Annotated in this window: 21 protein-coding genes and 1 other RNA gene; 16 read left to right on the top strand and 6 right to left on the bottom strand. The window is 58.4% G+C overall.

Going from position 1 to position 19,802, the window contains the following annotated elements; all coding sequences use genetic code 11:
- Positions 1-112: 112 nt before the first annotated feature.
- Together CKF42_RS10275 and sstT are read left to right on the top strand one after the other, a co-directional pair.
- Positions 113-1,081 carry a TerC family protein gene (locus tag CKF42_RS10275; protein WP_046102583.1) on the top strand — a complete coding sequence of 323 codons (969 nt, stop codon included), beginning with the start codon at positions 113-115 and terminating at the stop codon, positions 1,079-1,081.
- 235 nt (positions 1,082-1,316) lie between these two features.
- Positions 1,317-2,549 (top strand): serine/threonine transporter SstT, encoded by a 1,233-nt coding sequence (gene sstT / locus CKF42_RS10270; protein ID WP_111208118.1) that lies wholly within the window; start codon positions 1,317-1,319, stop codon positions 2,547-2,549.
- Positions 2,550-2,736: 187 nt separating this feature from the next.
- Here the strand turns inward: sstT and CKF42_RS10265 are convergent, their stop codons facing one another.
- Genes CKF42_RS10265 through uxaC form a run of 3 tightly spaced genes read right to left on the bottom strand, consistent with a single transcriptional unit; the run spans position 2,737 to position 7,098 of the window.
- Positions 2,737-4,227 (bottom strand): UxaA family hydrolase, encoded by a 1,491-nt coding sequence (locus CKF42_RS10265; protein WP_111208117.1) that lies wholly within the window; start codon positions 4,225-4,227, stop codon positions 2,737-2,739.
- A complete protein-coding gene (locus tag CKF42_RS10260) occupies positions 4,211-5,680 on the bottom strand; it encodes a tagaturonate reductase (protein WP_111208138.1) in 1,470 nt (489 codons plus the stop codon). The genes CKF42_RS10265 and CKF42_RS10260 overlap by 17 nt, the downstream gene beginning before the upstream one ends.
- Before the next feature lie 2 nt (positions 5,681-5,682).
- Positions 5,683-7,098: a glucuronate isomerase gene (gene uxaC, locus CKF42_RS10255; protein ID WP_111208116.1), complete on the bottom strand. Its 1,416-nt coding sequence runs from the start codon at positions 7,096-7,098 to the stop codon at positions 5,683-5,685.
- Positions 7,099-7,497: 399 nt separating this feature from the next.
- Between uxaC and CKF42_RS10250 the strand changes: the two genes are divergently transcribed.
- The 10 genes from CKF42_RS10250 to CKF42_RS10205 all read left to right on the top strand — a co-directional run bounded on the left by CKF42_RS10250 (position 7,498) and on the right by CKF42_RS10205 (position 14,262).
- On the top strand, positions 7,498-8,802 hold the full coding sequence (locus tag CKF42_RS10250; protein WP_111208115.1) for an MFS transporter: 1,305 nt from the start codon (positions 7,498-7,500) through the stop codon (positions 8,800-8,802).
- Positions 8,803-8,889: 87 nt separating this feature from the next.
- Complete coding sequence (gene exuR / locus CKF42_RS10245; protein ID WP_111208114.1) at positions 8,890-9,666, top strand: transcriptional regulator ExuR; 777 nt, start codon at positions 8,890-8,892, stop codon at positions 9,664-9,666.
- Between the two features lie 321 nt (positions 9,667-9,987).
- On the top strand, positions 9,988-10,662 hold the full coding sequence (locus tag CKF42_RS10240) for a DedA family protein (protein WP_009087358.1): 675 nt from the start codon (positions 9,988-9,990) through the stop codon (positions 10,660-10,662).
- Entirely contained in the window at positions 10,662-11,009 is a 348-nt protein-coding gene (mzrA, locus tag CKF42_RS10235) for an EnvZ/OmpR regulon moderator MzrA (RefSeq protein WP_009087359.1), read from the top strand. Before CKF42_RS10240 ends, mzrA begins: the two co-directional genes overlap by 1 nt.
- Before the next feature lie 191 nt (positions 11,010-11,200).
- On the top strand, positions 11,201-11,575 hold the full coding sequence (locus CKF42_RS10230; protein WP_009087362.1) for a DUF1090 domain-containing protein: 375 nt from the start codon (positions 11,201-11,203) through the stop codon (positions 11,573-11,575).
- Positions 11,576-11,610: 35 nt separating this feature from the next.
- Positions 11,611-11,916, top strand: a complete 306-nt coding sequence (locus tag CKF42_RS10225) for a YqjD family protein (protein WP_009087364.1) — start codon at positions 11,611-11,613, stop codon at positions 11,914-11,916.
- A 2-nt stretch (positions 11,917-11,918) separates the two neighbouring features.
- Positions 11,919-12,314 (top strand): phage holin family protein, encoded by a 396-nt coding sequence (locus CKF42_RS10220; RefSeq protein ID WP_009087366.1) that lies wholly within the window; start codon positions 11,919-11,921, stop codon positions 12,312-12,314.
- Complete coding sequence (locus CKF42_RS10215; protein ID WP_009087368.1) at positions 12,314-12,598, top strand: YqjK-like family protein; 285 nt, start codon at positions 12,314-12,316, stop codon at positions 12,596-12,598. Before CKF42_RS10220 ends, CKF42_RS10215 begins: the two co-directional genes overlap by 1 nt.
- Positions 12,599-12,800: 202 nt before the next feature.
- A complete protein-coding gene (locus CKF42_RS10210) occupies positions 12,801-13,211 on the top strand; it encodes a DoxX family protein (RefSeq protein WP_009087370.1) in 411 nt (136 codons plus the stop codon).
- Positions 13,212-13,287: 76 nt separating this feature from the next.
- Complete coding sequence (locus CKF42_RS10205; protein ID WP_111208113.1) at positions 13,288-14,262, top strand: glutathione S-transferase family protein; 975 nt, start codon at positions 13,288-13,290, stop codon at positions 14,260-14,262.
- 61 nt (positions 14,263-14,323) lie between these two features.
- Here the strand turns inward: CKF42_RS10205 and CKF42_RS10200 are convergent, their stop codons facing one another.
- From CKF42_RS10200 to rsmI, 3 genes are all read right to left on the bottom strand, one after another.
- Complete coding sequence (locus tag CKF42_RS10200; protein WP_233501036.1) at positions 14,324-14,554, bottom strand: flagellar biosynthetic protein FliR; 231 nt, start codon at positions 14,552-14,554, stop codon at positions 14,324-14,326.
- Positions 14,555-14,860: 306 nt separating this feature from the next.
- Positions 14,861-15,239: RNase P RNA component class A (gene rnpB / locus CKF42_RS10195), an RNA gene on the bottom strand.
- Between the two features lie 33 nt (positions 15,240-15,272).
- Positions 15,273-16,139, bottom strand: coding sequence for a 16S rRNA (cytidine(1402)-2'-O)-methyltransferase (rsmI, locus tag CKF42_RS10190; protein ID WP_009087377.1), 867 nt, complete (start codon positions 16,137-16,139; stop codon positions 15,273-15,275).
- A 62-nt stretch (positions 16,140-16,201) separates the two neighbouring features.
- On the opposite strand from rsmI, the gene CKF42_RS10185 reads away from it, so the two are divergent.
- Genes CKF42_RS10185 through dolP form a run of 4 tightly spaced genes read left to right on the top strand, consistent with a single transcriptional unit; the run spans position 16,202 to position 19,777 of the window.
- Positions 16,202-18,235 (top strand): penicillin-binding protein activator, encoded by a 2,034-nt coding sequence (locus tag CKF42_RS10185; RefSeq protein WP_058956502.1) that lies wholly within the window; start codon positions 16,202-16,204, stop codon positions 18,233-18,235.
- Positions 18,193-18,588 carry a YraN family protein gene (locus tag CKF42_RS10180; RefSeq protein WP_009087381.1) on the top strand — a complete coding sequence of 132 codons (396 nt, stop codon included), beginning with the start codon at positions 18,193-18,195 and terminating at the stop codon, positions 18,586-18,588. The genes CKF42_RS10185 and CKF42_RS10180 overlap by 43 nt, the downstream gene beginning before the upstream one ends.
- 14 nt (positions 18,589-18,602) lie before the next feature.
- The gene (gene diaA / locus CKF42_RS10175) at positions 18,603-19,190 is read left to right on the top strand and encodes a DnaA initiator-associating protein DiaA (protein ID WP_003855538.1); all 588 of its coding nucleotides are present in this window, start codon (positions 18,603-18,605) and stop codon (positions 19,188-19,190) included.
- Between the two features lie 14 nt (positions 19,191-19,204).
- Positions 19,205-19,777, top strand: coding sequence for a division/outer membrane stress-associated lipid-binding lipoprotein (dolP, locus tag CKF42_RS10170; RefSeq protein WP_111208112.1), 573 nt, complete (start codon positions 19,205-19,207; stop codon positions 19,775-19,777).
- The last annotated feature ends 25 nt before the right edge of the window (positions 19,778-19,802 follow it).

Below are 19,802 nucleotides of genomic sequence, written 5' to 3'. Positions count from 1 at the left end.
TCTGTGTTGTAAGTGAGACCTTGCCGGAAGGCGAGGTTTGCTTACACAAAAATAAGCGGCTGATGTCTTCTGACTTCAGCCGTTTTTTTTATTTTTCAGACAGGATACGAATATGCAAACTGTGGGGACACCTTTACTCTGGGGCAGCTTTGCGGTTGTGGTGCTTATCATGCTGGCTATCGACCTGCTGTTGCAGGGACGCCGCGGCGCGCAGACCATGTCTTTTAAACAGGCGGCGATCTGGTCGCTGATCTGGGTTTCCGTCTCACTGCTGTTCAGCGCCGCTTTCTGGTGGTATCTGGAAGGCAGCGCAGGACGCGAGGTGGCTAACACCCAGACACTCGCCTTCCTGACCGGTTACGTGCTGGAAAAAGCACTGGCGGTGGATAACGTCTTTGTCTGGCTGATGCTCTTCAGCTACTTCTCTATTCCGGCCAACCTGCAGCGTCGCGTGCTGATCTACGGGGTATTAGGCGCTATCGTGCTGCGTACCATCATGATCTTCGCCGGTAGCTGGCTGGTGACCCAGTTCAGCTGGATCCTCTATGTGTTCGGTGCCTTCCTGCTGTTTACCGGGGTGAAAATGGCGCTGGCGAAAGAGGATGATGGCGCAGTAGGCGACAAGCCGGTGGTGCGCTGGCTGCGTAAGCATCTGCGCATGACGGACGATCTCGACGGCGAGAAGTTCTTTACCCGCAAAAACGGCGTGCTGTTTGCGACACCGCTGCTGCTGGTGCTGATCATGGTGGAGCTGAGCGACGTGATCTTTGCGGTCGACAGTATTCCGGCGATCTTTGCCGTCACCACCGACCCGTTCATCGTCCTGACCTCCAACCTGTTTGCCATTCTGGGTCTGCGTGCCATGTACTTCCTGCTGGCGAACGTGGCAGAGCGCTTCTCGATGCTGAAGTATGGCCTGGCGATTGTGCTGGTGTTCATCGGCTTTAAGATGCTGATTGTCGACCTCTACCATATCCCGGTCGGCATCTCGCTGAGTGTGGTCGGTGTCATTCTGGCATCAACCCTGCTGATTAATGCCTGGGTTAACCGCAAAAGAGACCAGAAAAAGCTCGCACCATAATTACCTGCGGGGGCAGCGGATGCCCCTGTTTTATTTTGTGGCAGCCTGCCGCGCCGTTTCATCCCTCTGTCACACTTCCGCTATCCAGCATAATAAAAATCTGACGCGCTCCACAGCGGCAGAACTTTCTCTTTTCTCGTCCGATCTTTTCCTTATACTCCGCCGGGCAAACCGTTTTAGCCGATGCAAAACATCGCGCCTGAAACTACATTCGCGACAAAATATAGAAACTATTATGCAGAAAACTCTCTCCGCACGTCTGGGTACGCTGCTCGCCGGTAGCTTGGTGAAGCAAATCATGATTGGGCTGGTCGCCGGTGTCGCGCTCGCCTGGATCTCACACGATGCCGCGTTAGCGGTCGGCCTGCTGGGCGAACTGTTTGTCAGTGCGCTGAAAGCGGTGGCCCCCTTACTGGTTCTGGTGCTGGTCATCGCCTCGATTGCGAACCACCAGCAGGGCCAGAAAACCAATATCCGGCCGATTATCATGCTCTACCTGCTGAGCACCTTTTTCGCGGCAGTGGTCGCGGTGCTGTTCAGCCATCTGATCCCGCAGACGCTGACGCTGGCGGTCGGGAGTACCGAAATCGTTCCCCCTTCCGGCATCACGGAAGTCCTGCACGGGCTGCTGATGAGCATGGTGTCGAATCCGATTACCGCGCTTATGCAGGCGAACTACATCGGTATTCTGGTGTGGGCGATTGGTCTGGGTCTGGCGTTCCGTCACAGCAGTGACACCACCCGCGCCTTTCTTAATGACGCGTCCGAAGCCGTGACCTGGCTGGTGCGCTGCGTCATCCGCTGTGCGCCTGTCGGTATTTTCGGTCTGGTGGCGTCAATTCTGGCCTCCACCGGCTTTGGTGCGCTGTGGCAGTATGCGCATCTGCTGGCGCTGCTGCTGGGTTGTATGGTGCTGATGGCGCTGGTGGTGAACCCGCTGCTGGTGTTCTGGAAGATCCGCCGTAACCCCTATCCGCTGGTCTTCACCTGTCTGCGCGAAAGTGGCGTCACCGCCTTCTTTACCCGCAGTTCTGCCGCCAACATTCCGGTGAATATGGCGCTGGCGAAACGTCTGAAGCTGGATGAGGATACCTATTCGGTGTCGATTCCGCTGGGCGCGACCATCAGTATGGCGGGCGCGTCAATCACCATTACCGTACTGACGCTGGCGGCGGTGCATACGCTGGGGATCAGCATTGATGTGCCGACTGCCATTCTGCTGAGTCTGGTAGCCTCCCTCTGTGCCTGTGGCGCATCGGGTGTGGCGGGCGGTTCGCTGCTGCTGATCCCGGTGGCCTGCAACATGTTTGGTATTCCGAATGACCTGGCGATGCAGGTGGTGGCTGTCGGCTTTATTATCGGCGTCCTGCAGGATTCGGCAGAAACCGCGCTGAACTCGTCAACGGATATTCTGTTTACCGCCGCTGTCTGTCAGGCAGAAGCGGAGCGCGAAACCAGCCGGGCTTAAGATCGTTATCACCGTCGGTTAATCCTCTGCCCTTCGCGAATGGCAGAGTCCGATCGCAAAGTCGCTTTACGCATCCCTGCTCGCTCGGCCCGCGCCTTCCCTGGCGCGGGACGCTTTGCTCTTCGGACTCAGCCATCCGCTCTCTGAGCTTTTGAGCGTTCTGAACGATCAGGATCGCTTTTTGATTTCAGAGCGTCACCCCGCTTTTGAAAATCGCCAGCTCGCGGAAGTCGTTCTTTTCGTTGTTGGTGGGCTGACCGCTGGCAATCGCCACGATGGTATCGACAAAATCTTCCAGCATCGCCTCCATGCTCATCCCCTCAATCAGCCGTCCGGCATTAAAGTCGATCCAGTGCGGTTTTTTCTCCGCCAGCGGCGTATTCGTCGCCAGCTTCACCGTAGGCACAAACCCCCCATAGGGCGTGCCGCGTCCGGTACTGAACAGCACCATGTGGCATCCGGCACCCGCCAGGGCGCTGGTGGCAACCGCATCGTTGCCCGGTGCACTCAGCAGATTCAGCCCCGGTGTGGTTAACCGCTCGCCATATTTCAGGACATCGACCACCTGGCTCTGCCCCGCTTTCTGGGTGCACCCCAGCGACTTCTCCTCCAGCGTAGTAATGCCACCCGCCTTGTTGCCCGGCGAGGGATTCTCATAGATCGGCTGCTGGTGATCGATAAAGTACTGCTTGAAGTCGTTGATCATCGCGACCGTTTTATGGAAGGTCTCCTCGTCGCGACAGCGGCTCATCAGAATCCGCTCCGCGCCAAACATCTCCGGCACCTCGGTCAGCACGGTGGTGCCGCCGTTGGCGATCATCTGGTCGGAGAAACGTCCCAGCAGCGGGTTGGCCGTGATGCCGGAGAAGCCGTCCGAGCCGCCACACTCCAGCCCGAACTTCAGCTCGCTGAGCCTGCCCGGTTCACGCCGATCGTGACGCATCTTCTGATAGAGTGCATGTAGACGTTCCAGTCCGGCTTCCACCTCATCGTCATGCTGCTGACACACCATAAATTCCACCCGGTCACTTTCAAAAGCACCGAGGGTGTCACGGAAGACATCGACCTGATTGTTCTCACACCCCAGACCAATCACCAGCACCGCGCCCGCGTTGGGATGCCGCACCATGTTTTGCAGCATGGTGCGGGTGTTGTCGTGATCCTGTCCCAGCTGCGAACAGCCAAAGGTGTGGCTGAACAGGAACGCGCCATCAATATCTTCCGCCTGCTGCGTCTCCTGCAGGAAACGCTGCAGGATCTGACGCGCAATGCCGTTGACGCAGCCGACGGTGGGCAGGATCCAGAGCTCGTTGCGGATGCCGACCTCGCCACTGGCGCGCCGGTAGATCTGCACCTCGCGATCGCCACGCTGCGGCGGCAGCGTCACGACGTCGGGCTGATATGCATAGTGGTCCAGATCGCTGAGATTGGTGCGGGCATTCTGCGAGTGGATCAGCTCTCCGGCCGCCACCGGCTGCGTGGCATGGCCAATCGGCAGGCCATATTTGATTACCAACTCATTCTGCCCGACAGGCTGCAGGGCAAATTTATGCCCGCGCCCGACGGCCTGATGCAGCACCACACGCTGTGGTGGCAGCTCAACCGTCGCGCCCGCGGCTAAGTCACGTAACGCCACGGCAACATTGTCGCGGGGATCGATTTTAATTGCGTCTTGCATCGCGTGACCTCAGTTGACTCAGCGCCTCACGAACGCCGTGGACGGTAATGTTTTGCAGGTGCCGGGTAACCGTCTCAGCCAGCCCGGGCTGACGGGTTAAATCTTCGCCCCAGTGCTGCGCATCACTGAGCACGTTCTCCACCAGCTGCTGCAGCGACATCGCCCCGCTCTCCTGCGCCTGCCAGGCATCGGCATAGCGCTGTAACCAGTGGGGATCATCCTGCAGCGGCCACGCTTTTCCGGCGAGCCTGCCGCGATAAAAGGCGATCAGCGCCGCCAGCGCAAAGGTAATGTGCACCGGCCACTGCCCGGTTTGCTGATGTGCGGTAAGCAGCGGCGTCAGCAGACGGGTGCGGAATTTGGTCATGCTGTTCAGGGCAATCGACAGCAGCGCATGGCGAATAAAGGGATTACGGAAACGGCGCAGAACCGCATCGGCAAAGGCATGAAGCTCCGCAGCAGGCAGATCCAGTGTTGGGATGACATCCTCGCGCAGTAACGACGCCACAAACCCGGCAATAGCCGGATCGGCCATCGCCTCGCCCACGCTCTCCAGACCGGCCAGAAACGCCACCGGCACCATCGCGGTATGGGCACCATTCAGGATCGCCACCTTCTGCGCTTTATAGGGCGCGATGTTGTCCACATGCCGCACCTGCGGCGACAGCGCCTCCAGCTTCAGTTCACTGAACAGCGCCGACGGTCCCTGAATCACAAACTGGTAGTAGACTTCGCCCGCCACCAGATAGCGATCTTCATAGCCCAGTTCGCTTTGCAGCTGCGCACTCTCCGCCGGGAACCCGGTGACGATGCGGTCGACGAGGGTGTTATAGAAAGCGCAGTGCTGATGCACCCAGCTTTTAAATTCGGTCGGCAGATGCCAGTGATCGGCGTAGCGCAGCACCTGCTCACGCAGCGTGTCGCCGTTGTGGTCAATCAGCTCGCACGGCACCACCAGCCAGCCGCGGTCGCTGGCCCCACTGAAGTGGGAGTAGCGCGCCCACAGCAGCTGCGTCAGTTTTCCCGGGAAGCTGCTGGCGGGCTGGTCGGTGAGCTGGTCCGCCTCCGCAAAGGCGATACCCGCCTCGGTGGTGTTCGAGAAAACCATGCGCAGGTCAGGATTTTGCGCCAGCGCCATAAAGTCGCCGAACTGCTGATAAGGGTGGATCTCACGGTTCAGACTGCGGATGAGACGGGTTTCGCTGACCGGCTCACCCTGCGCGTTCAGCCCGCGAATCAGCGTGGTGTAGAGTCCCTCCTGCTGATTCAGCGTATCGCTGACGTCCCGGTTACGAGGCCGCACCACCACGATCCCGGCATCGGTGCCCTGATGCTCGTTCAGCCAGTCGATCTGCCAGTCGATAAAGGCGCGCAGGAAATTGCCTTCGCCAAACTGGATCACCCGGTCACGATAGCGCGCGCCCGGAAAGTCGCGGCGGTTCAGCCTCTGCATCATCAGGCTCCCAGCTCAATGCCGAAGTAATCGCGGGCGTTGTTAAAGCAGATGTTCTGCACCATCTGCCCTAACAGGGCTTCATCGCCCGGCGCCTCACCCTGGTCTACCCAGCGACCGATCATCTGACACAGCAGGCGGCGGAAATATTCGTGGCGTGTGTAGGAGAGGAAGCTGCGGCTGTCGGTCAGCATCCCGACAAAGCGACTCAGCAGTCCGATCTGCGACAGCTGGGTCAGCTGGCGCTGCATGCCATCCAGCTGGTCGTTGAACCACCAGGCGGAGCCGAACTGCATTTTGCCCGCCTCTCCTTCGCCCTGGAAGTTGCCCGCCATCGTAGCCAGCACTTCGTTGTCGCGCGGGTTCAGGCAGTAAAGAATGGTTTTCGGCAGCGCGTTATTGAGGTTCTGTGCGCCCAGCAGGCGTGCCAGCGGTTCGGCCAGCGGCTGATCGTTGATCGAGTCAAAGCCGACGTCCGGCCCCAGCAGCTGATACTGACGCGGGTTCGTGTTGCGCAGCGCGCCAATGTGATACTGCTGCACCCAGCCGCGACGGGCATATTCGCTGCCCAGCCAGACCAGCACTGCGGTTTTGAACTGGGCCGTCTCGTGTGGCGTAGGCGTGGTGCCGCTGCGGCGGCGCGCCAGAATGTTATCCAGCGTGACGTCATCGGCGTCGGCATAACAGACTACATCCAGTGCGTGATCGGACACCTTACAGCCGTGCGCCGCAAAGTGATCCAGCCGCTGATGCAGCGCCCGACGCAGGTCATCAAAACGCTGCACGCTGATGTCGGTCAGCTGCTCCAGCGCTCCGATCCACGGCAGGAAGGTTTCGGCTTCAATGTTAAAGGCTTTGTCCGGCCGCCAGCTCGGCAGCACCTTCACGCTGAAGCTGGCATCTTCTGCCAGGGCGCGATGATGGCGCAGGTCATCCAGCGGATCGTCCGTGGTGCCGACCATTTTCACCTTCATCTGCTGCATGATGCCACGCGCGGTAAAGGCGTCCTGCGCCAGCAGCTCGTTGCAGCGATGCCAGATGCTGTCGGCGGTTTTTTCAGACAGCAGGGTATCGGTGATGCCGAAAGGACGACGTAGCTCCAGGTGCGTCCAGTGATAGAGCGGATTACCGATGGTGTGCGGTACGGTCCGTGCCCACGCATCAAACTTCTCACGATCGCTGGCGTTCCCGGTACAGAACGCCTCAGCCACACCGTTGGCGCGCATCGCCCGCCACTTATAGTGATCGCCCTTCAGCCAGATGTCATAAAGGTTGGCAAAGCGATAATTTTCGGCAATCTGCTGCGGCGGTAAGTGGCAGTGATAGTCGAAAATCGGCTGATCCTTCGCATAGTCGTGGTAGAGACGACGGGCGAATTCACTATCCAGTAAAAAATCCTCGGTCATAAAACGCGACATAGAGACATCCTCATCAGCTGAACCACGTATGGCTCAAAGTTATCATACCAATTATGGTCCGTGACGGAATTATTTGCGATCCTGCTCACATAAACCGCGGCCACTCACCGCCGTCATGGACATTTCTGTCGCCCACAGCGCGCTAAATGGCTGTCATCTGTCAGGTTTCCAGTATCCCACAGCGCAGAAAGGGTTTTTGTGATGGCTCTCAACTTTTAAAGTTGTATAACAAGTTAGGCTCTGGCCCCATCGTGAGGTCGCAGGCGACCCACACATGGCAGGGTAAAAACGGGGTTGCTGACACAGAACCTGCGGGCGTGAGCCGAGCAGTATCACGTGCTGTCCCGCTCCAGATAACAACAGCGGCATGACCGCATACAGAACTGGAAGAGGTAGAGGATGCGTAAGATCAAAGGGTTACGCTGGTACATGATTGGGCTGGTGACGCTCGGCACGGTACTGGGCTATCTGACCCGCAACACGATTGCGGTGGCGGCACCGACACTACAGACCGAGCTGCATATCACCACGCAACAGTACTCCTATATCGTGGCGGCCTATTCGGCCTGCTACACACTGATGCAGCCGGTGGCAGGCTATGTGCTCGATCTGCTCGGCACCAAAATTGGCTATGCGGTGTTTGCCGTATTGTGGGCGATCTTCTGCGCGGCCACGGCGATGGCGGGCAGCTGGGGCGGCTTTGCTCTGGCGCGCGGTGCCGTCGGGGCGGCTGAGGCCGCGATGATCCCGGCGGGCCTGAAGGCGAGCAGCGAATGGTTTCCGGCCAAAGAGCGTTCGGTGGCGGTCGGCTACTTCAACGTCGGCTCCTCCATCGGCGCGATGCTGGCTCCGCCGCTGGTGGTCTGGGCCATCATGGCGCACAGCTGGCAGATGGCCTTTATCATCACCGGCGTGCTGAGCATGGTCTGGGCGCTGTGCTGGCTGCTGTTTTATAAACACCCGAAACAGCAGAAGAAACTGAGTGAGGAGGAGCGCCATTACATTATCTCCGGTCAGGAGGCGCAGCATCAGACCGGCAACACCCGCAAAATGTCGGCGCTGGAGATTATCCGCAACCGCCAGTTCTGGGGGATTGCTCTGCCACGTTTTCTGGCCGAACCGGCGTGGGGCACCTTTAACGCCTGGATCCCGCTGTTTATGTTCAAGGTTTACGGTTTTAACCTCAAAGAGATTGCGATGTTTGCCTGGATGCCGATGCTGTTTGCGGACTTCGGCTGCATTCTGGGTGGCTACCTGCCGCCGCTGTTCCAGCGCTGGTTTGGCGTCAACCTGATCGTCTCCCGCAAGCTGGTGGTGACGATGGGCGCGGTCCTGATGATTGCGCCTGGCACCATCGGCCTGTTCACCAGCCCCTATGTCGCCATCGCGCTGCTCTGTGTGGGCGGGTTTGCTCATCAGGCGCTTTCCGGTGCGCTGATCACCCTCTCCTCTGACGTTTTTGGCCGCAATGAGGTTGCCACGGCCAATGGCCTGACCGGCATGGCAGCCTGGACCGCCAGTACGATGTTTGCGCTGGTGGTCGGCGCACTGGCTGATACGCTGGGCTTCAGCCCGCTGTTTGCCGCGCTGGCGGTGTTCGACCTGCTGGGTGCGGTGGTGATCTGGACCGTACTGAAAAACAAACCGGTTGCCGAACTGAGCGCTGAGGCCGCCCTGCCGCCTGCGAATGCCGTTCGCAGCTAACCCACCGGGCTGGCATACGCCAGCCCATTTCCTCCCGCCGCCTGAAGTGGTATAACAACTTATCTGTTTTGCTATCAGGACTGTGCCATGGACCTCACCGAATCCCGTCGACTCTACCAGAAGCTGGCCAGCGAGCTGAAAAGCCGTATTGAAACCGGGATCTACCCGGTCGGTGACAAGCTGCCCGCTGAACGTCTGATTGCCGAAGAGATGGAAGTGAGCCGCACCGTGGTGCGCGAAGCGATCATCATGCTGGAAGTGGAAGGCTATGTGGAGGTCCGTAAAGGGTCGGGCATCCACGTCATTGCCAGCCAGCAGCAGAATCGCATCGCGCCGACCAGCAGCCAGCTGGAGTTCGCGACGTTCGGTCCGTTTGAACTGCTGCAGGCACGTCAGCTGATTGAGAGTAACGTGGCGGAGTTTGCCGCCACGCAGGTGACGCGACAGGACATCATCGACCTGATGGCGATTCAGGGGAATGCCCGTAAGGAAGATCACTTCCGCGATTCAGAGTGGGATATGCAGTTTCATGTCCGCATCGCCCAGTCCACGCAGAACAGCGCGTTAGCCGCCATCGTTGAAAAAATGTGGCTGCATCGTCAGCACAATCCCTACTGGCTGAAACTTCACGAACACATCGACCAGCGCAGCATTCTCAGCTGGTGCGACGACCACGATCAGATCCTCAAAGCCCTGATGCGTAAAGATCCCGCCGCCAGCAAACTGGCGATGTGGCAACATCTGGAAAATACTAAACAGATGCTGTTTAACGCGACGGCGGATGATTTTGAATTTAATGTCGACCGATACATGTTCGGTGAGAATCCGGTCATCCTTCCTGACGGCTCCAGCCACGCCCGCTAAACAGCCTGAACGCGCCGGTGAGGGTCAGTTAATCTGCAATAGTGTCAGGTCATGTAAAGCTCCTTTTTACACGCCGTTTCACAAGGTAAAACTCCTGTTCGTCAGCGAGTTTTCCTGTCTCAGACAGGTGATTTTTGTTACAGTTATCGCCCTTTTATTACCCTTTGAGACAGGGGGTTATAAAATCGCTGATTTAACAATCAATTCTGGAAGGATCCGGAAAATCCCGCCCAGGCTGCGCTCCTAAAATTTATAACGACATGCCGGTCTGCGTTTAAGTCCCTGTGGGACATGTTTAACAATGATGTTCAGGAATGATTGATGGATATTCTGCAAGCGTTGCTGCATGCCCTGTGGCAACAGGATTACGAGACCCTTTCCGACCCCACGCTGGTATGGGCCATTTACGGCGTGCTGTTCATGATTCTGTTTCTGGAAAATGGCCTGCTTCCTGCCGCGTTTCTGCCGGGTGACAGTCTGCTGATTCTGGTCGGCGTGCTGATTGCCAAAGGCACCATGAGTTTCCCCTTAACGATTCTGGTTTTAACCACCGGGGCCAGTCTGGGCTGCTGGGTGAGCTATATCCAGGGTCGCTGGCTCGGCAATACCCCCACGGTACAGAAATGGCTCTCCCATCTGCCCGCCCAGTACCACCTGCGCGCGCACAGCCTGTTTCACCGCCACGGCCTCTCTGCCCTGCTGATTGGCCGCTTTATCGCCTTTGTGCGCACCCTGCTGCCTACCATCGCCGGCCTGTCCGGTCTGAGCAACGCCCGCTTTCAGTTTTTCAACTGGGTCAGCGCGCTGCTCTGGGTGGTGATTCTGACCGTTATCGGCTTTGCTCTGGGTAAAACACCGATTTTCCGGCGCTATGAAGATGAGATGATGTTCTTCCTGATGATGCTGCCGCTGGCGCTGCTGGTCTTCGGGCTGGTAGGTTCGCTGGTCGTTTTATGGCGTAAACGTCAGGCGAATCAGAACGGGAAAGCCGAGTGATGAAAGCGTTGCAGGCGATTCCAAAACGGTGGATGCCGTGGTTGATGGCGGGCGCGCTGGCGCTGATCGCGCTTTGCGTGGTTCCCGCCCTGATGCAGCACGAGACGGTGGTGCAGATCCGGGTTTCCCATGCGGGCGCGACTCTGCCCGATGGCTTTTATCTCTATCAGCAGCTCAGCGCGCAGGGTATCCGTATTAAAAGCATTACCCCGGCGGGCGATGCACTGATTATTCACTTTGACAGCGAAGAACAGAGTCTGGCGGCACAAAAGGTGTTACGCCGCCTGCTGCCACAGGGCTTTATCGTGGCGCAGCACGATCACGCTCAGCATCTTTCCCTGGCCTGATACGCCCCGTCCCTGCTTTTCAGGCCGTCGCGGCATCGCGTGGCGGCCTGACAGCCTCTCTATCTCCCGGTCTTCTTTGAACTTTTTACGTTGCGTGTCTATGCTTAACGGAGAGTCGATTCTCAGCATCCGCGATCCACATCTGATCCCGCTGCTGAACAATCAGGTCGCAAAGGAAGGTACCCAAACGGATGAAATATCACCTATTACTGGGCGTCGCCCTCTTTTCGCTGTCTGGCTCACTGCTGGCCGCCGAATCGCTGTGCGAGCAGAAAGAGCAGGACATTAAGCACGAAATTGAGATGGCGCAGAAGCATAACAATCTGCGCCGGGTCAACGGCCTTGAGCGGGCGCTGACCGAAGTCCAGGCGGACTGCAGCGACAAAAAGCTGGAAGCCGCCCATCTGGAAAGAATTAACGCGCAGAAGCAGAAAGTGGCTGAGCGCGAGCACGAACTCAGGGAAGAGCGTGATGAGGGCCACGACAGGGAGAAGATTGCGAAGCGACAACAAAAACTGGATGAAGCGCGCCGGGAGCTGAAAAAGTTACAGGCGGAGCCCTATTAATCGGAATTAATCTACTGATGTTAAAGGAGTATTTTATGTCTAAAGACACATCATCGGAACATCTGCGTGCTGAACTGAAAAATCTGGCTGATACCCTGGAAGAGGTGCTGAGCAGCAGCACTGAAAAATCGAAAGGGGAGCTGGATAAGCTTCGTAATAAAGCGCGTGTGGCGCTGGACAGCTCACGTGAGCGCCTGGGTGAATCAGGCGAACGCCTTGCGGCGACAACCCGTGAAGCGGCGCAGAAGGCGGAAGGCTACGTGCGTGAAAATCCCTGGCATGGTGTGGGTATCGGTGCAGCGATTGGCGTCGCACTGGGCATGCTCATTTCGCGTCGCTGATTATGGCTGATTCACAGCAGAACCACGGCCCGGCTAAAGGGGTCATTAACATCGGCCAGCGTATTGTCACCACGCTGGTTGGCATGGTCGAGACGCGCGTTCGTCTGGCAGTGGTGGAACTGGAGCATGAGAAAGCCAACCTGATACAGCTGCTGTTGATGGTGGGCCTGACGATGCTGTTCACGGCCTTTGGTCTGATGAGCCTGATGGTGCTGATTATCTGGGCAGTGGATGCGCAGTATCGCCTGATGGCCATCGGGATCACCACCGGCACTCTGTTCCTGCTGGCGGTTATCTTCGGACTCTGGACCCTTCACAAATCCCGTCAGTCCACGCTGTTACGCCACACGCGTAAAGAGCTGGAGACTGACCGTAATTTGCTTGAGGAGCAGCGCTGATGAGCCGCCGCGAGCGTGAAGAACGCATCCATGAACTGCTTAAGCACGTGCAGCAGCAGCGGCTGGATTTAAGCGCGGCGCGGCGCGACTGGCTGGAAAGTACCGCCCAGTACGATCGTGGCTGGTTCACGTTCCTGAGCTTACGTCGCTATCTGGCGATTGGCAGCAGTGCGCTGGCCGTCTACTCGATTCGCAGTCCCAACCGGCTGCTGCGCTGGGCCAAGCGAGGATTTGGTGCCTGGAGTACCTGGCGCATGATTAAGTCCGCCCTGCCCCCGCGTTAACTCTCTGAAAAGCCGGTCCTGAAAAGACCGGCTTTCTTCATCAGTTTTTCTGAAAAACACTGACAGTTTTTCCTGCTTACAACCTTTTCACGCCGCGATTATCATCTCCAGCTATCAACCCAATGAAAAGCATCACTGCTTTCAGCGGGCACAAACCCTGCGGGCAGCCTGCCCTGCACTACTGATAACGCTGGAGTAAATGATGAAAAAATTCGAAGATACTGGTCTGTTGCTGGCTCGCATCCTGATGCCAATCCTGTTCATTACCGCGGGCTGGGGCAAAATCACCGGTTATGCAGGCACCCAGCAATATATGGAAGCGATGGGCGTGCCCGGCTTTATGCTGCCGCTGGTTATCCTGCTGGAGTTTGGCGGCGGTCTGGCTATCCTGTTTGGTTTCCTGACCCGTTTTACCGCGCTGTTCACTGCCGGCTTCACCATCCTGACCGCGTTCCTGTTTCACAGTAACTTTGCCGAAGGCGTGAACCAGCTGATGTTCATGAAGAATCTCTCTATCGCCGGGGGTTTCCTAGTGCTGGGTCTGGTGGGTCCGGGCGCATACAGCATTGATCGCCTGATCAGCAAAAGAAAACCGCAGGCGATTGCGCACTAATCTCACATAACGTGTAATGCCACATATACTTAGCAGGGCGGGGACATTTCCCCGCCCTGTTTGCTTTGGAGCCATTATGGGACAGTTAATTGACGGTGTCTGGCATGACACCTGGTACGACACCAAATCGACCGGCGGACGCTTTAAGCGCTCAGAGTCCGCCTTCCGTAACTGGGTGACCGCCGATGGCAGCGCAGGCCCGACAGGCAAGACGGGGTTTACCGCCGAACGCGACCGCTATCATCTCTATGTCTCGCTGGCCTGCCCCTGGGCGCACCGCACGCTGCTGATGCGTCAGCTGAAGGGACTGGATAACCTGATCGACGTCTCGGTGGTGCATCCACTGATGCTGGAGAATGGCTGGACGTTTGACGATACGTTTCCGGAGGCAACCGGCGACAAACTCTATCAGAATGACTTCCTCTATCAGCTCTATCTGCACGCCGATCCGCACTACAGCGGTCGCGTCACAGTGCCGGTGCTGTGGGACAAGCAGCAGAACACCATCGTCAGCAACGAGTCTGCCGATATCATTCGCATGTTCAACAGTGCGTTTGATGCGGTGGGTGCGCGCGCCGGGGATTACTACCCGGTTGCCCTGCGTGAGAAGATTGATGAGCTGAACGGCTGGATCTACGATACGGTGAACAACGGCGTCTACAAAGCGGGGTTTGCGACCTCACAGAGCGCCTATGACGAGGCCGTCACCGCCCTGTTCCACTCGCTGTCGCGCCTGGAGCAGATTCTGGGCCAGCACCGCTATCTGACCGGCGATCAGCTGACCGAAGCGGATCTGCGGTTGTGGACCACGCTGGTGCGTTTTGATCCGGTTTATGTCACGCATTTCAAATGCGATCGTCACCGGATTGGCGATTTCCGGAATCTCAGCGGTTTCCTGCGCGACATCTATCAGATGCCGGGCATCGCGGAGACGGTCAGTCTGCCGCATATTCGTCATCACTACTACTGCAGTCATAAAACCATCAACCCGCACGGCGTTATCTCTCTCGGCCCGGCGTTTGACTGGGATGAGCCGCACGGTCGCGATTGAGCGGCATCAGCCCCTCGCCGTGGCGCGGGGCTGAGTCTCACCCCGGCGGCTTCCCGCGCCCTCAGCGAAACCCCACCAGAATGCTGTTCACCGCGCTGAAGATCTCATTCATCTGATCCTGAAACAGGGTCGGCAGGTTATACATCATCAGCAGCAGCGCCCCCAATCCCAGGGTGATGGAGATGGGAAAGCCAATAACAAAGATAGAGAGTTGCGGTGTCAGGCGGTTAAGTAAGCCCAGCGTCAGGTTCAGCGCCAGCAGCAACGTCACCACCGGCATCCCAATCTGCAATCCACTGCTGAAGATCAGGCCCGCAGCCTCGGGTAACCGATAAATCGCGCTGGTCTATCGCCCGCTGACTGAACAGGCCCCGCTCAGTCAGTCCGGTGAAGCGGGTATGGAGGGCGAGCGCTAGCCGGGGCTGACCGACAGCGCCAGAAAGCAAAAACCCCGCCGGAGCGGGGTTTTGTAGTAAGACGTCGAAGCTGACCGTTAAGCCGCGCTCCTTTCATGAAAAGCGTCGTGGACAGTCATTCATCACCGAATGCACGTCGCCTGAAAGCAAAAACCCCGCCGGAGCGGGGTTTTTTAGTAAGAAGTCGAAGCTGACCGTTAAGCCGGGTTCTGTCGTGGACAGTCATTCATCTAGGCCAGCAATCGCTCACTGGCTCAAGCAGCCTACCCGGGTTCAGTACGGGCCGTACCTTGTGAACCCCTATTTGGCCTTGCTCCGGGTGGAGTTTACCGTGCCACGAACTGTTGCCAGTCGCGCGGTGCGCTCTTACCGCACCCTTTCACCCTTACCTGATCCCATTTCTGGGCCATCGGCGGTTTGCTCTCTGTTGCACTGGTCGTAGGCTTGCGCCTCCCAGGCGTTACCTGGCACCCTGCCCTATGGAGCCCGGACTTTCCTCCCCTCTGCCCGTCTCCCCACAAGTGAGGACGACGACAAAGCGGCGACTGTCTGGTCAGCTTCGGCGCGGGATAATAGGGCATTCGCCCGCATTTGTCACGCCTCTTGCTGCTCCAGCGCATACTTATAAAGCGCATTTTTCTTTACGCCGTGGATCTCAGCCGCCAGCGCAGCCGCCCGCTTTAACGGCAGCTCTTTCTGCAGCAGCGCCAGCGTTCGCAGCGCATCCGCCGGAAGCGCGTCCTCGTCATCGGCCTTGTGGCCTTCAACGATCAGCACCATCTCGCCTTTGCGGCGATTCTCATCTTCTTTTACCCACGCCAGCAGGTCGGCCACCGGCGCACCGTGGATCGACTCCCAGGTTTTGGTCAGCTCACGCGCCAGCACCACATAGCGATCCCCGCCCAGCTCACTCACCATATCCTGCAGGCTGTCGATCAGACGGTGGGTGGACTCATAGAAAATCAGCGTACGCGGCTCCTGCACCAGCGCACGCAGAGCGTCACAACGCCCCTTGGTTTTGGCCGGCAGAAACCCTTCGTAACAGAAACGATCGGACGGTAGCCCGGCGGCACTTAACGCCGCAATGGCGGCACAGGCGCCTGGCAGCGGCACCACCCGGATGCCCGCTTCGCGGCAGCGGCGCACCAGATGGTAGCCCGGATCGTTGATCAGCGGCGTGCCAGCATCCGAAACTAAGGCTATGCTTTGACCCTCCTCCAGCTTCGCAATCAGCAGTTCAGCCTTGTGCTGTTCGTTGTGATCGTGAAGTGCGAAGAGTCGCGCATTGATGGCGAAATGTTGTAGCAACAGCCCGGTATGACGTGTATCTTCCGCAGCGACCAGATCGACGCTCGAAAGCACCGTCAGCGCCCGCTGGGTGATATCACCCAAATTACCAATCGGGGTTGGAACGATGTAGAGCGTGCTGGCAGAAATCTCTGCCCGATCGAGTTGTTTCATTGTTTCATCCGAATTGCCGATTTAATATTGAGCATCTTGAAAAAAACATCACTGGATACAGTATGCTTCCTTCAAAAGTCGTTCGTCATAAAGCAGGACGCTTTCTGCCTGTCATTCTTGCTGGGCTGATTTTAGCCGCGTGTAGCGGTCAGGGGCCGCAAACCTCAACCGTCAATATTCAGGGGCCTGCCACAGCCAGCTCCGCTTACTATCTGCAGCAGGCGCAGCAAAGCAGCGATGATAGCAAGACCGACTGGCAATTACTCGCAATCCGCGCCCTGTTGAAGGAAGGAAAGTATCCTGAAGCGACCCAGCAACTGAGTCAGCTGCCGCAGCAGCTCTCTGAGACGCAGCAGCAGGAATCGCTGCTGCTGAAAGCGCAGCTGCTGATTGCCCAGCAGAAGATCAAAGAGGCTGAGCCACTGCTGGCTGACGTGAAAACCGGTGCATTATCGAAGGATCAGCTGGCGCGTTTTTACAGCCTGCAGATCGCCAGTGCACAGGGTCGCCCTTCTCTCTCCCTGTTGCGCACCTACATTGCGCAGGAGCCGCTGCTGACCGGCAGCGACCATCAGGCTAACATCGATGCTACCTGGCAGGCGCTGACGCAGATGTCGCCGCAGGAGGCCAGCAACCTGGTCATTAACGCCGATGAAAACGTGCTGCAGGGCTGGCTCGACCTGCTTGCCGTCTGGCGGGCTAACACCCAGGATGCCGGGATGCTTAAGTCGGGCATCAAAGACTGGCAGACCCGCTATCCGCAGAATCCGGCGGCCAAAACGCTGCCGACGCAGCTGAGCCAGATGCAGAACTACACCAAAGCCTCAACCAGCATTATCGCGCTGCTGCTGCCCATGAATGGTCAGGCGCAGGTCTTCGCGAATGCGATTCAGAAAGGCTTTACTGACGCGAAGAATGGCGTCTCCGCCCCTGCGGCCCAACCGGCGGCCGCACAGCCCGCCGCGACGGATGGCACGGCCAGCACGCAACCGGCAGCCGTCGCCGGCTCGGCTTCCGACCCGATCAGCGCGCCGCAACAGCAGGCGGCTGAAGCCACCCCGCAGGCGCAGCCTCAGTCTCAGCCTGCCGCCACTGCCGAACCAGCCAGCAACGCTCAGATTAAGGTCTATGACACCAGCAGCCAGCCGATTGAGCAGGTGATGCAGCAGGCCCAGCAGGATGGCGCCACCCTCGTGGTGGGGCCACTGCTGAAGAGCAACGTGGAGAAAGTGGCTAACAGTCAGACGCCACTCAATGTTCTGGCGCTTAACGAGCCGGAAACGATCCAGAACCATCCGAATATTTGCTACTTTGCGCTTTCTCCTGAAGACGAAGCGCGCGATGCCGCGCACCATATCTGGGATCAGGGCAAACGCGAGCCGCTGTTGCTGGTTCCGCGCAGCGGTCTGGGCGATCGCGTCACCAATGCTTTCGCGCAGGAGTGGCAGACGCTGGGTGGCGGTACCGTGATGCAGCAGCGCTTTGGCTCGACCGCAGAGCTGAAGCAGGGCATCAACAGTGGCGCGGGCATCAGCCTGTCAGGCACGCCGGTGAATGCGGCCCCTGCCCAGCAGCAGCAGGGTGTGTCCATTGCCGGCCTGACCATTCCGGCACCGCAGCAGAGCACGCCAGAGGCCGTCAGCACCAGCAGCGGCGGAGGCGTTGATGCGGTCTATATCGTTTCCACCCAGGATGAGCTGCAGCTGATTAAGCCGATGATCGCCATGCGCACCGGCAGCCGCAGCAACATTTCGCTCTATGCCAGCTCGCGCAGCGCGCAGGCGGGTGCCGGTCCCGATTTCCGTCTGGAGATGGATGGCCTGCAGTTCAGCGATATTCCTCTGCTCTCCGGCAGCAATCCGGGCCTGATGCAGCAGACCTCGAAGTCATTCAACAATGACTACTCGCTGGTGCGCCTCTATGCCATGGGGATGGATGCCTGGACGCTGGCCAATCACTTTAACCAGATGCGTCAGTCACCGGGTTATACGCTGGATGGCAACACCGGTAAGCTCAGCGCCAACACGGATTGTGTGATCAACAGGAAGTTGACATGGAACCAGTATCGTCGGGGCGAAATCGCACCGGCCAACTGACCCGCCGTCAGACTGGCGCCCGGTATGAAGAAGATGCCCGGCGCTATCTGGAGCAGGCGGGCCTGAAATGGGTCGCCAGCAATGTTCACTTTCGCGGGGGTGAACTTGACCTGATAATGCGTGACGGGCACTGTTGGGTGTTTGTCGAAGTTCGTTACCGCCGCGATGCGCGCTACGGTGGCGCACTCGCCAGCATCACCCGCAGCAAACAGCAGAAGCTGCTGCGCGCTGCCGCTCTCTGGCTGGCGCAACGCGGCGGCAGTTTTGCAACAGTGAATTGCCGTTTCGACATCATCGCCATTACCGGCACGGCGCTCGAGTGGCTGCCGGATGCCTTTAATGCAGACGTTTAGAACCAGGTGGTTGTGTGCAGGAAAGAATTAAAGCGTGTTTTACTGAAAGTATTCAGACCCAGATTGCTGCCGCTGAGGCGCTGCCCGATGCCATCTCCCGTGCGGCCATGACGCTGGTGCAATCTCTGCTGAACGGCAATAAGATCCTGAGCTGCGGCAACGGCGCCTCATCCGCCAATGCTCAGCACTTCGCCGCCAGCATGATCAACCGTTTCGAAACCGAGCGCCCCAGCCTGCCGGCGCTGGCGTTAAGTGCAGACAACGTGATGCTGACCGCGATTGGTAACGATCGCCTGCACGATGAAATTTATGCCAAGCAGGTGCGCGCGCTGGGCCACGCAGGCGATGTGCTGCTGGCCATCTCAACCCGTGGCAACACCCGCGACATTGTGAAGGCCGTTGAAGCCGCGGTAACACGCGATATGACGATCGTTGCACTTACCGGGTATGATGGCGGTGAGCTTGCCGGACTGCTGGGCCCGCAGGATGTGGAAATCCGCATTCCCTCACACCGCAGTGCCCGGATTCAGGAGATGCATATGCTCACCGTTAACTGCTTATGCGATCTGATCGATAACACCCTCTTTCCCCATCAGGAATGACCGAAGGAGCACGAATGAAAGCATTGAACGCTATCGCTATTCTGTTAACCGCCATGCTGCTGCAGGGCTGTGTCGCCGTGGTTGCCGGTGGCGCAGCGGTTGCCACCAAAACCGCCACCGACCCGCGTACGGTCGGCACGCAGGTGGATGACGGCACGCTGGAGCTGCGCGTCACCAATGCGCTGGCGAAAGATCAGCAGATCAAAACCGATGCCCGCGTCATCGCCACCGCCTATCAGGGCAAAGTGCTGCTGACCGGTCAGGCGCCGTCGCAGGAGATCGCCAATCGTGCCAAACAGATCACCATGGGCGTGGATGGCGCCACCGAGGTCTATAACGAGATCCGCATTGGTCAGAAAGTGACGCTCGGCACCACCTCGTCAGACACCTGGATCACCACCAAGATCCGCTCGCAGCTGCTGGGCAGCGATCAGGTGAAATCCTCTAACGTGAAGGTGACCACCGAGAATGGCGAAGTGTTCCTGCTGGGTCTGGTGACGCAACAGGAAGCGCAGGCGGCGGCCGATATCGCCAGCCGCGTCAGTGGCGTGAAGCACGTCACCACTGCCTTTACCCTGCTGAAGTAATGCGTAAGACGCAAAAAAGGCGGCC

The organism is Pantoea sp. ARC270 (assembly GCF_003236725.1).
GTDB lineage: Bacteria > Pseudomonadota > Gammaproteobacteria > Enterobacterales > Enterobacteriaceae > Pantoea > Pantoea anthophila.
Note: the sequence above shows the minus strand (reverse complement) of the source record. Positions and strands in the feature narration are given on the sequence as shown.

Coding starts and splice junctions, on each gene's coding strand:
- CKF42_RS10250 (WP_111208115.1), top strand. CDS start 7,498: ATGCGTAAGATCAAAGGGTTACGCTGGTACATGATTGGGCTGGTGACG.
- CKF42_RS10230 (WP_009087362.1), top strand. CDS start 11,201: ATGAAATATCACCTATTACTGGGCGTCGCCCTCTTTTCGCTGTCTGGC.
- CKF42_RS10265 (WP_111208117.1), bottom strand. CDS start 4,227: ATGCAAGACGCAATTAAAATCGATCCCCGCGACAATGTTGCCGTGGCG.
- CKF42_RS10220 (WP_009087366.1), top strand. CDS start 11,919: ATGGCTGATTCACAGCAGAACCACGGCCCGGCTAAAGGGGTCATTAAC.
- CKF42_RS10210 (WP_009087370.1), top strand. CDS start 12,801: ATGAAAAAATTCGAAGATACTGGTCTGTTGCTGGCTCGCATCCTGATG.
- CKF42_RS10275 (WP_046102583.1), top strand. CDS start 113: ATGCAAACTGTGGGGACACCTTTACTCTGGGGCAGCTTTGCGGTTGTG.
- uxaC (WP_111208116.1), bottom strand. CDS start 7,098: ATGTCGCGTTTTATGACCGAGGATTTTTTACTGGATAGTGAATTCGCC.
- CKF42_RS10240 (WP_009087358.1), top strand. CDS start 9,988: ATGGATATTCTGCAAGCGTTGCTGCATGCCCTGTGGCAACAGGATTAC.
- mzrA (WP_009087359.1), top strand. CDS start 10,662: ATGAAAGCGTTGCAGGCGATTCCAAAACGGTGGATGCCGTGGTTGATG.
- CKF42_RS10260 (WP_111208138.1), bottom strand. CDS start 5,680: ATGCAGAGGCTGAACCGCCGCGACTTTCCGGGCGCGCGCTATCGTGAC.
- CKF42_RS10180 (WP_009087381.1), top strand. CDS start 18,193: ATGGAACCAGTATCGTCGGGGCGAAATCGCACCGGCCAACTGACCCGC.
- rsmI (WP_009087377.1), bottom strand. CDS start 16,139: ATGAAACAACTCGATCGGGCAGAGATTTCTGCCAGCACGCTCTACATC.
- exuR (WP_111208114.1), top strand. CDS start 8,890: ATGGACCTCACCGAATCCCGTCGACTCTACCAGAAGCTGGCCAGCGAG.
- CKF42_RS10215 (WP_009087368.1), top strand. CDS start 12,314: ATGAGCCGCCGCGAGCGTGAAGAACGCATCCATGAACTGCTTAAGCAC.
- sstT (WP_111208118.1), top strand. CDS start 1,317: ATGCAGAAAACTCTCTCCGCACGTCTGGGTACGCTGCTCGCCGGTAGC.
- dolP (WP_111208112.1), top strand. CDS start 19,205: ATGAAAGCATTGAACGCTATCGCTATTCTGTTAACCGCCATGCTGCTG.
- CKF42_RS10205 (WP_111208113.1), top strand. CDS start 13,288: ATGGGACAGTTAATTGACGGTGTCTGGCATGACACCTGGTACGACACC.
- CKF42_RS10185 (WP_058956502.1), top strand. CDS start 16,202: ATGCTTCCTTCAAAAGTCGTTCGTCATAAAGCAGGACGCTTTCTGCCT.
- CKF42_RS10225 (WP_009087364.1), top strand. CDS start 11,611: ATGTCTAAAGACACATCATCGGAACATCTGCGTGCTGAACTGAAAAAT.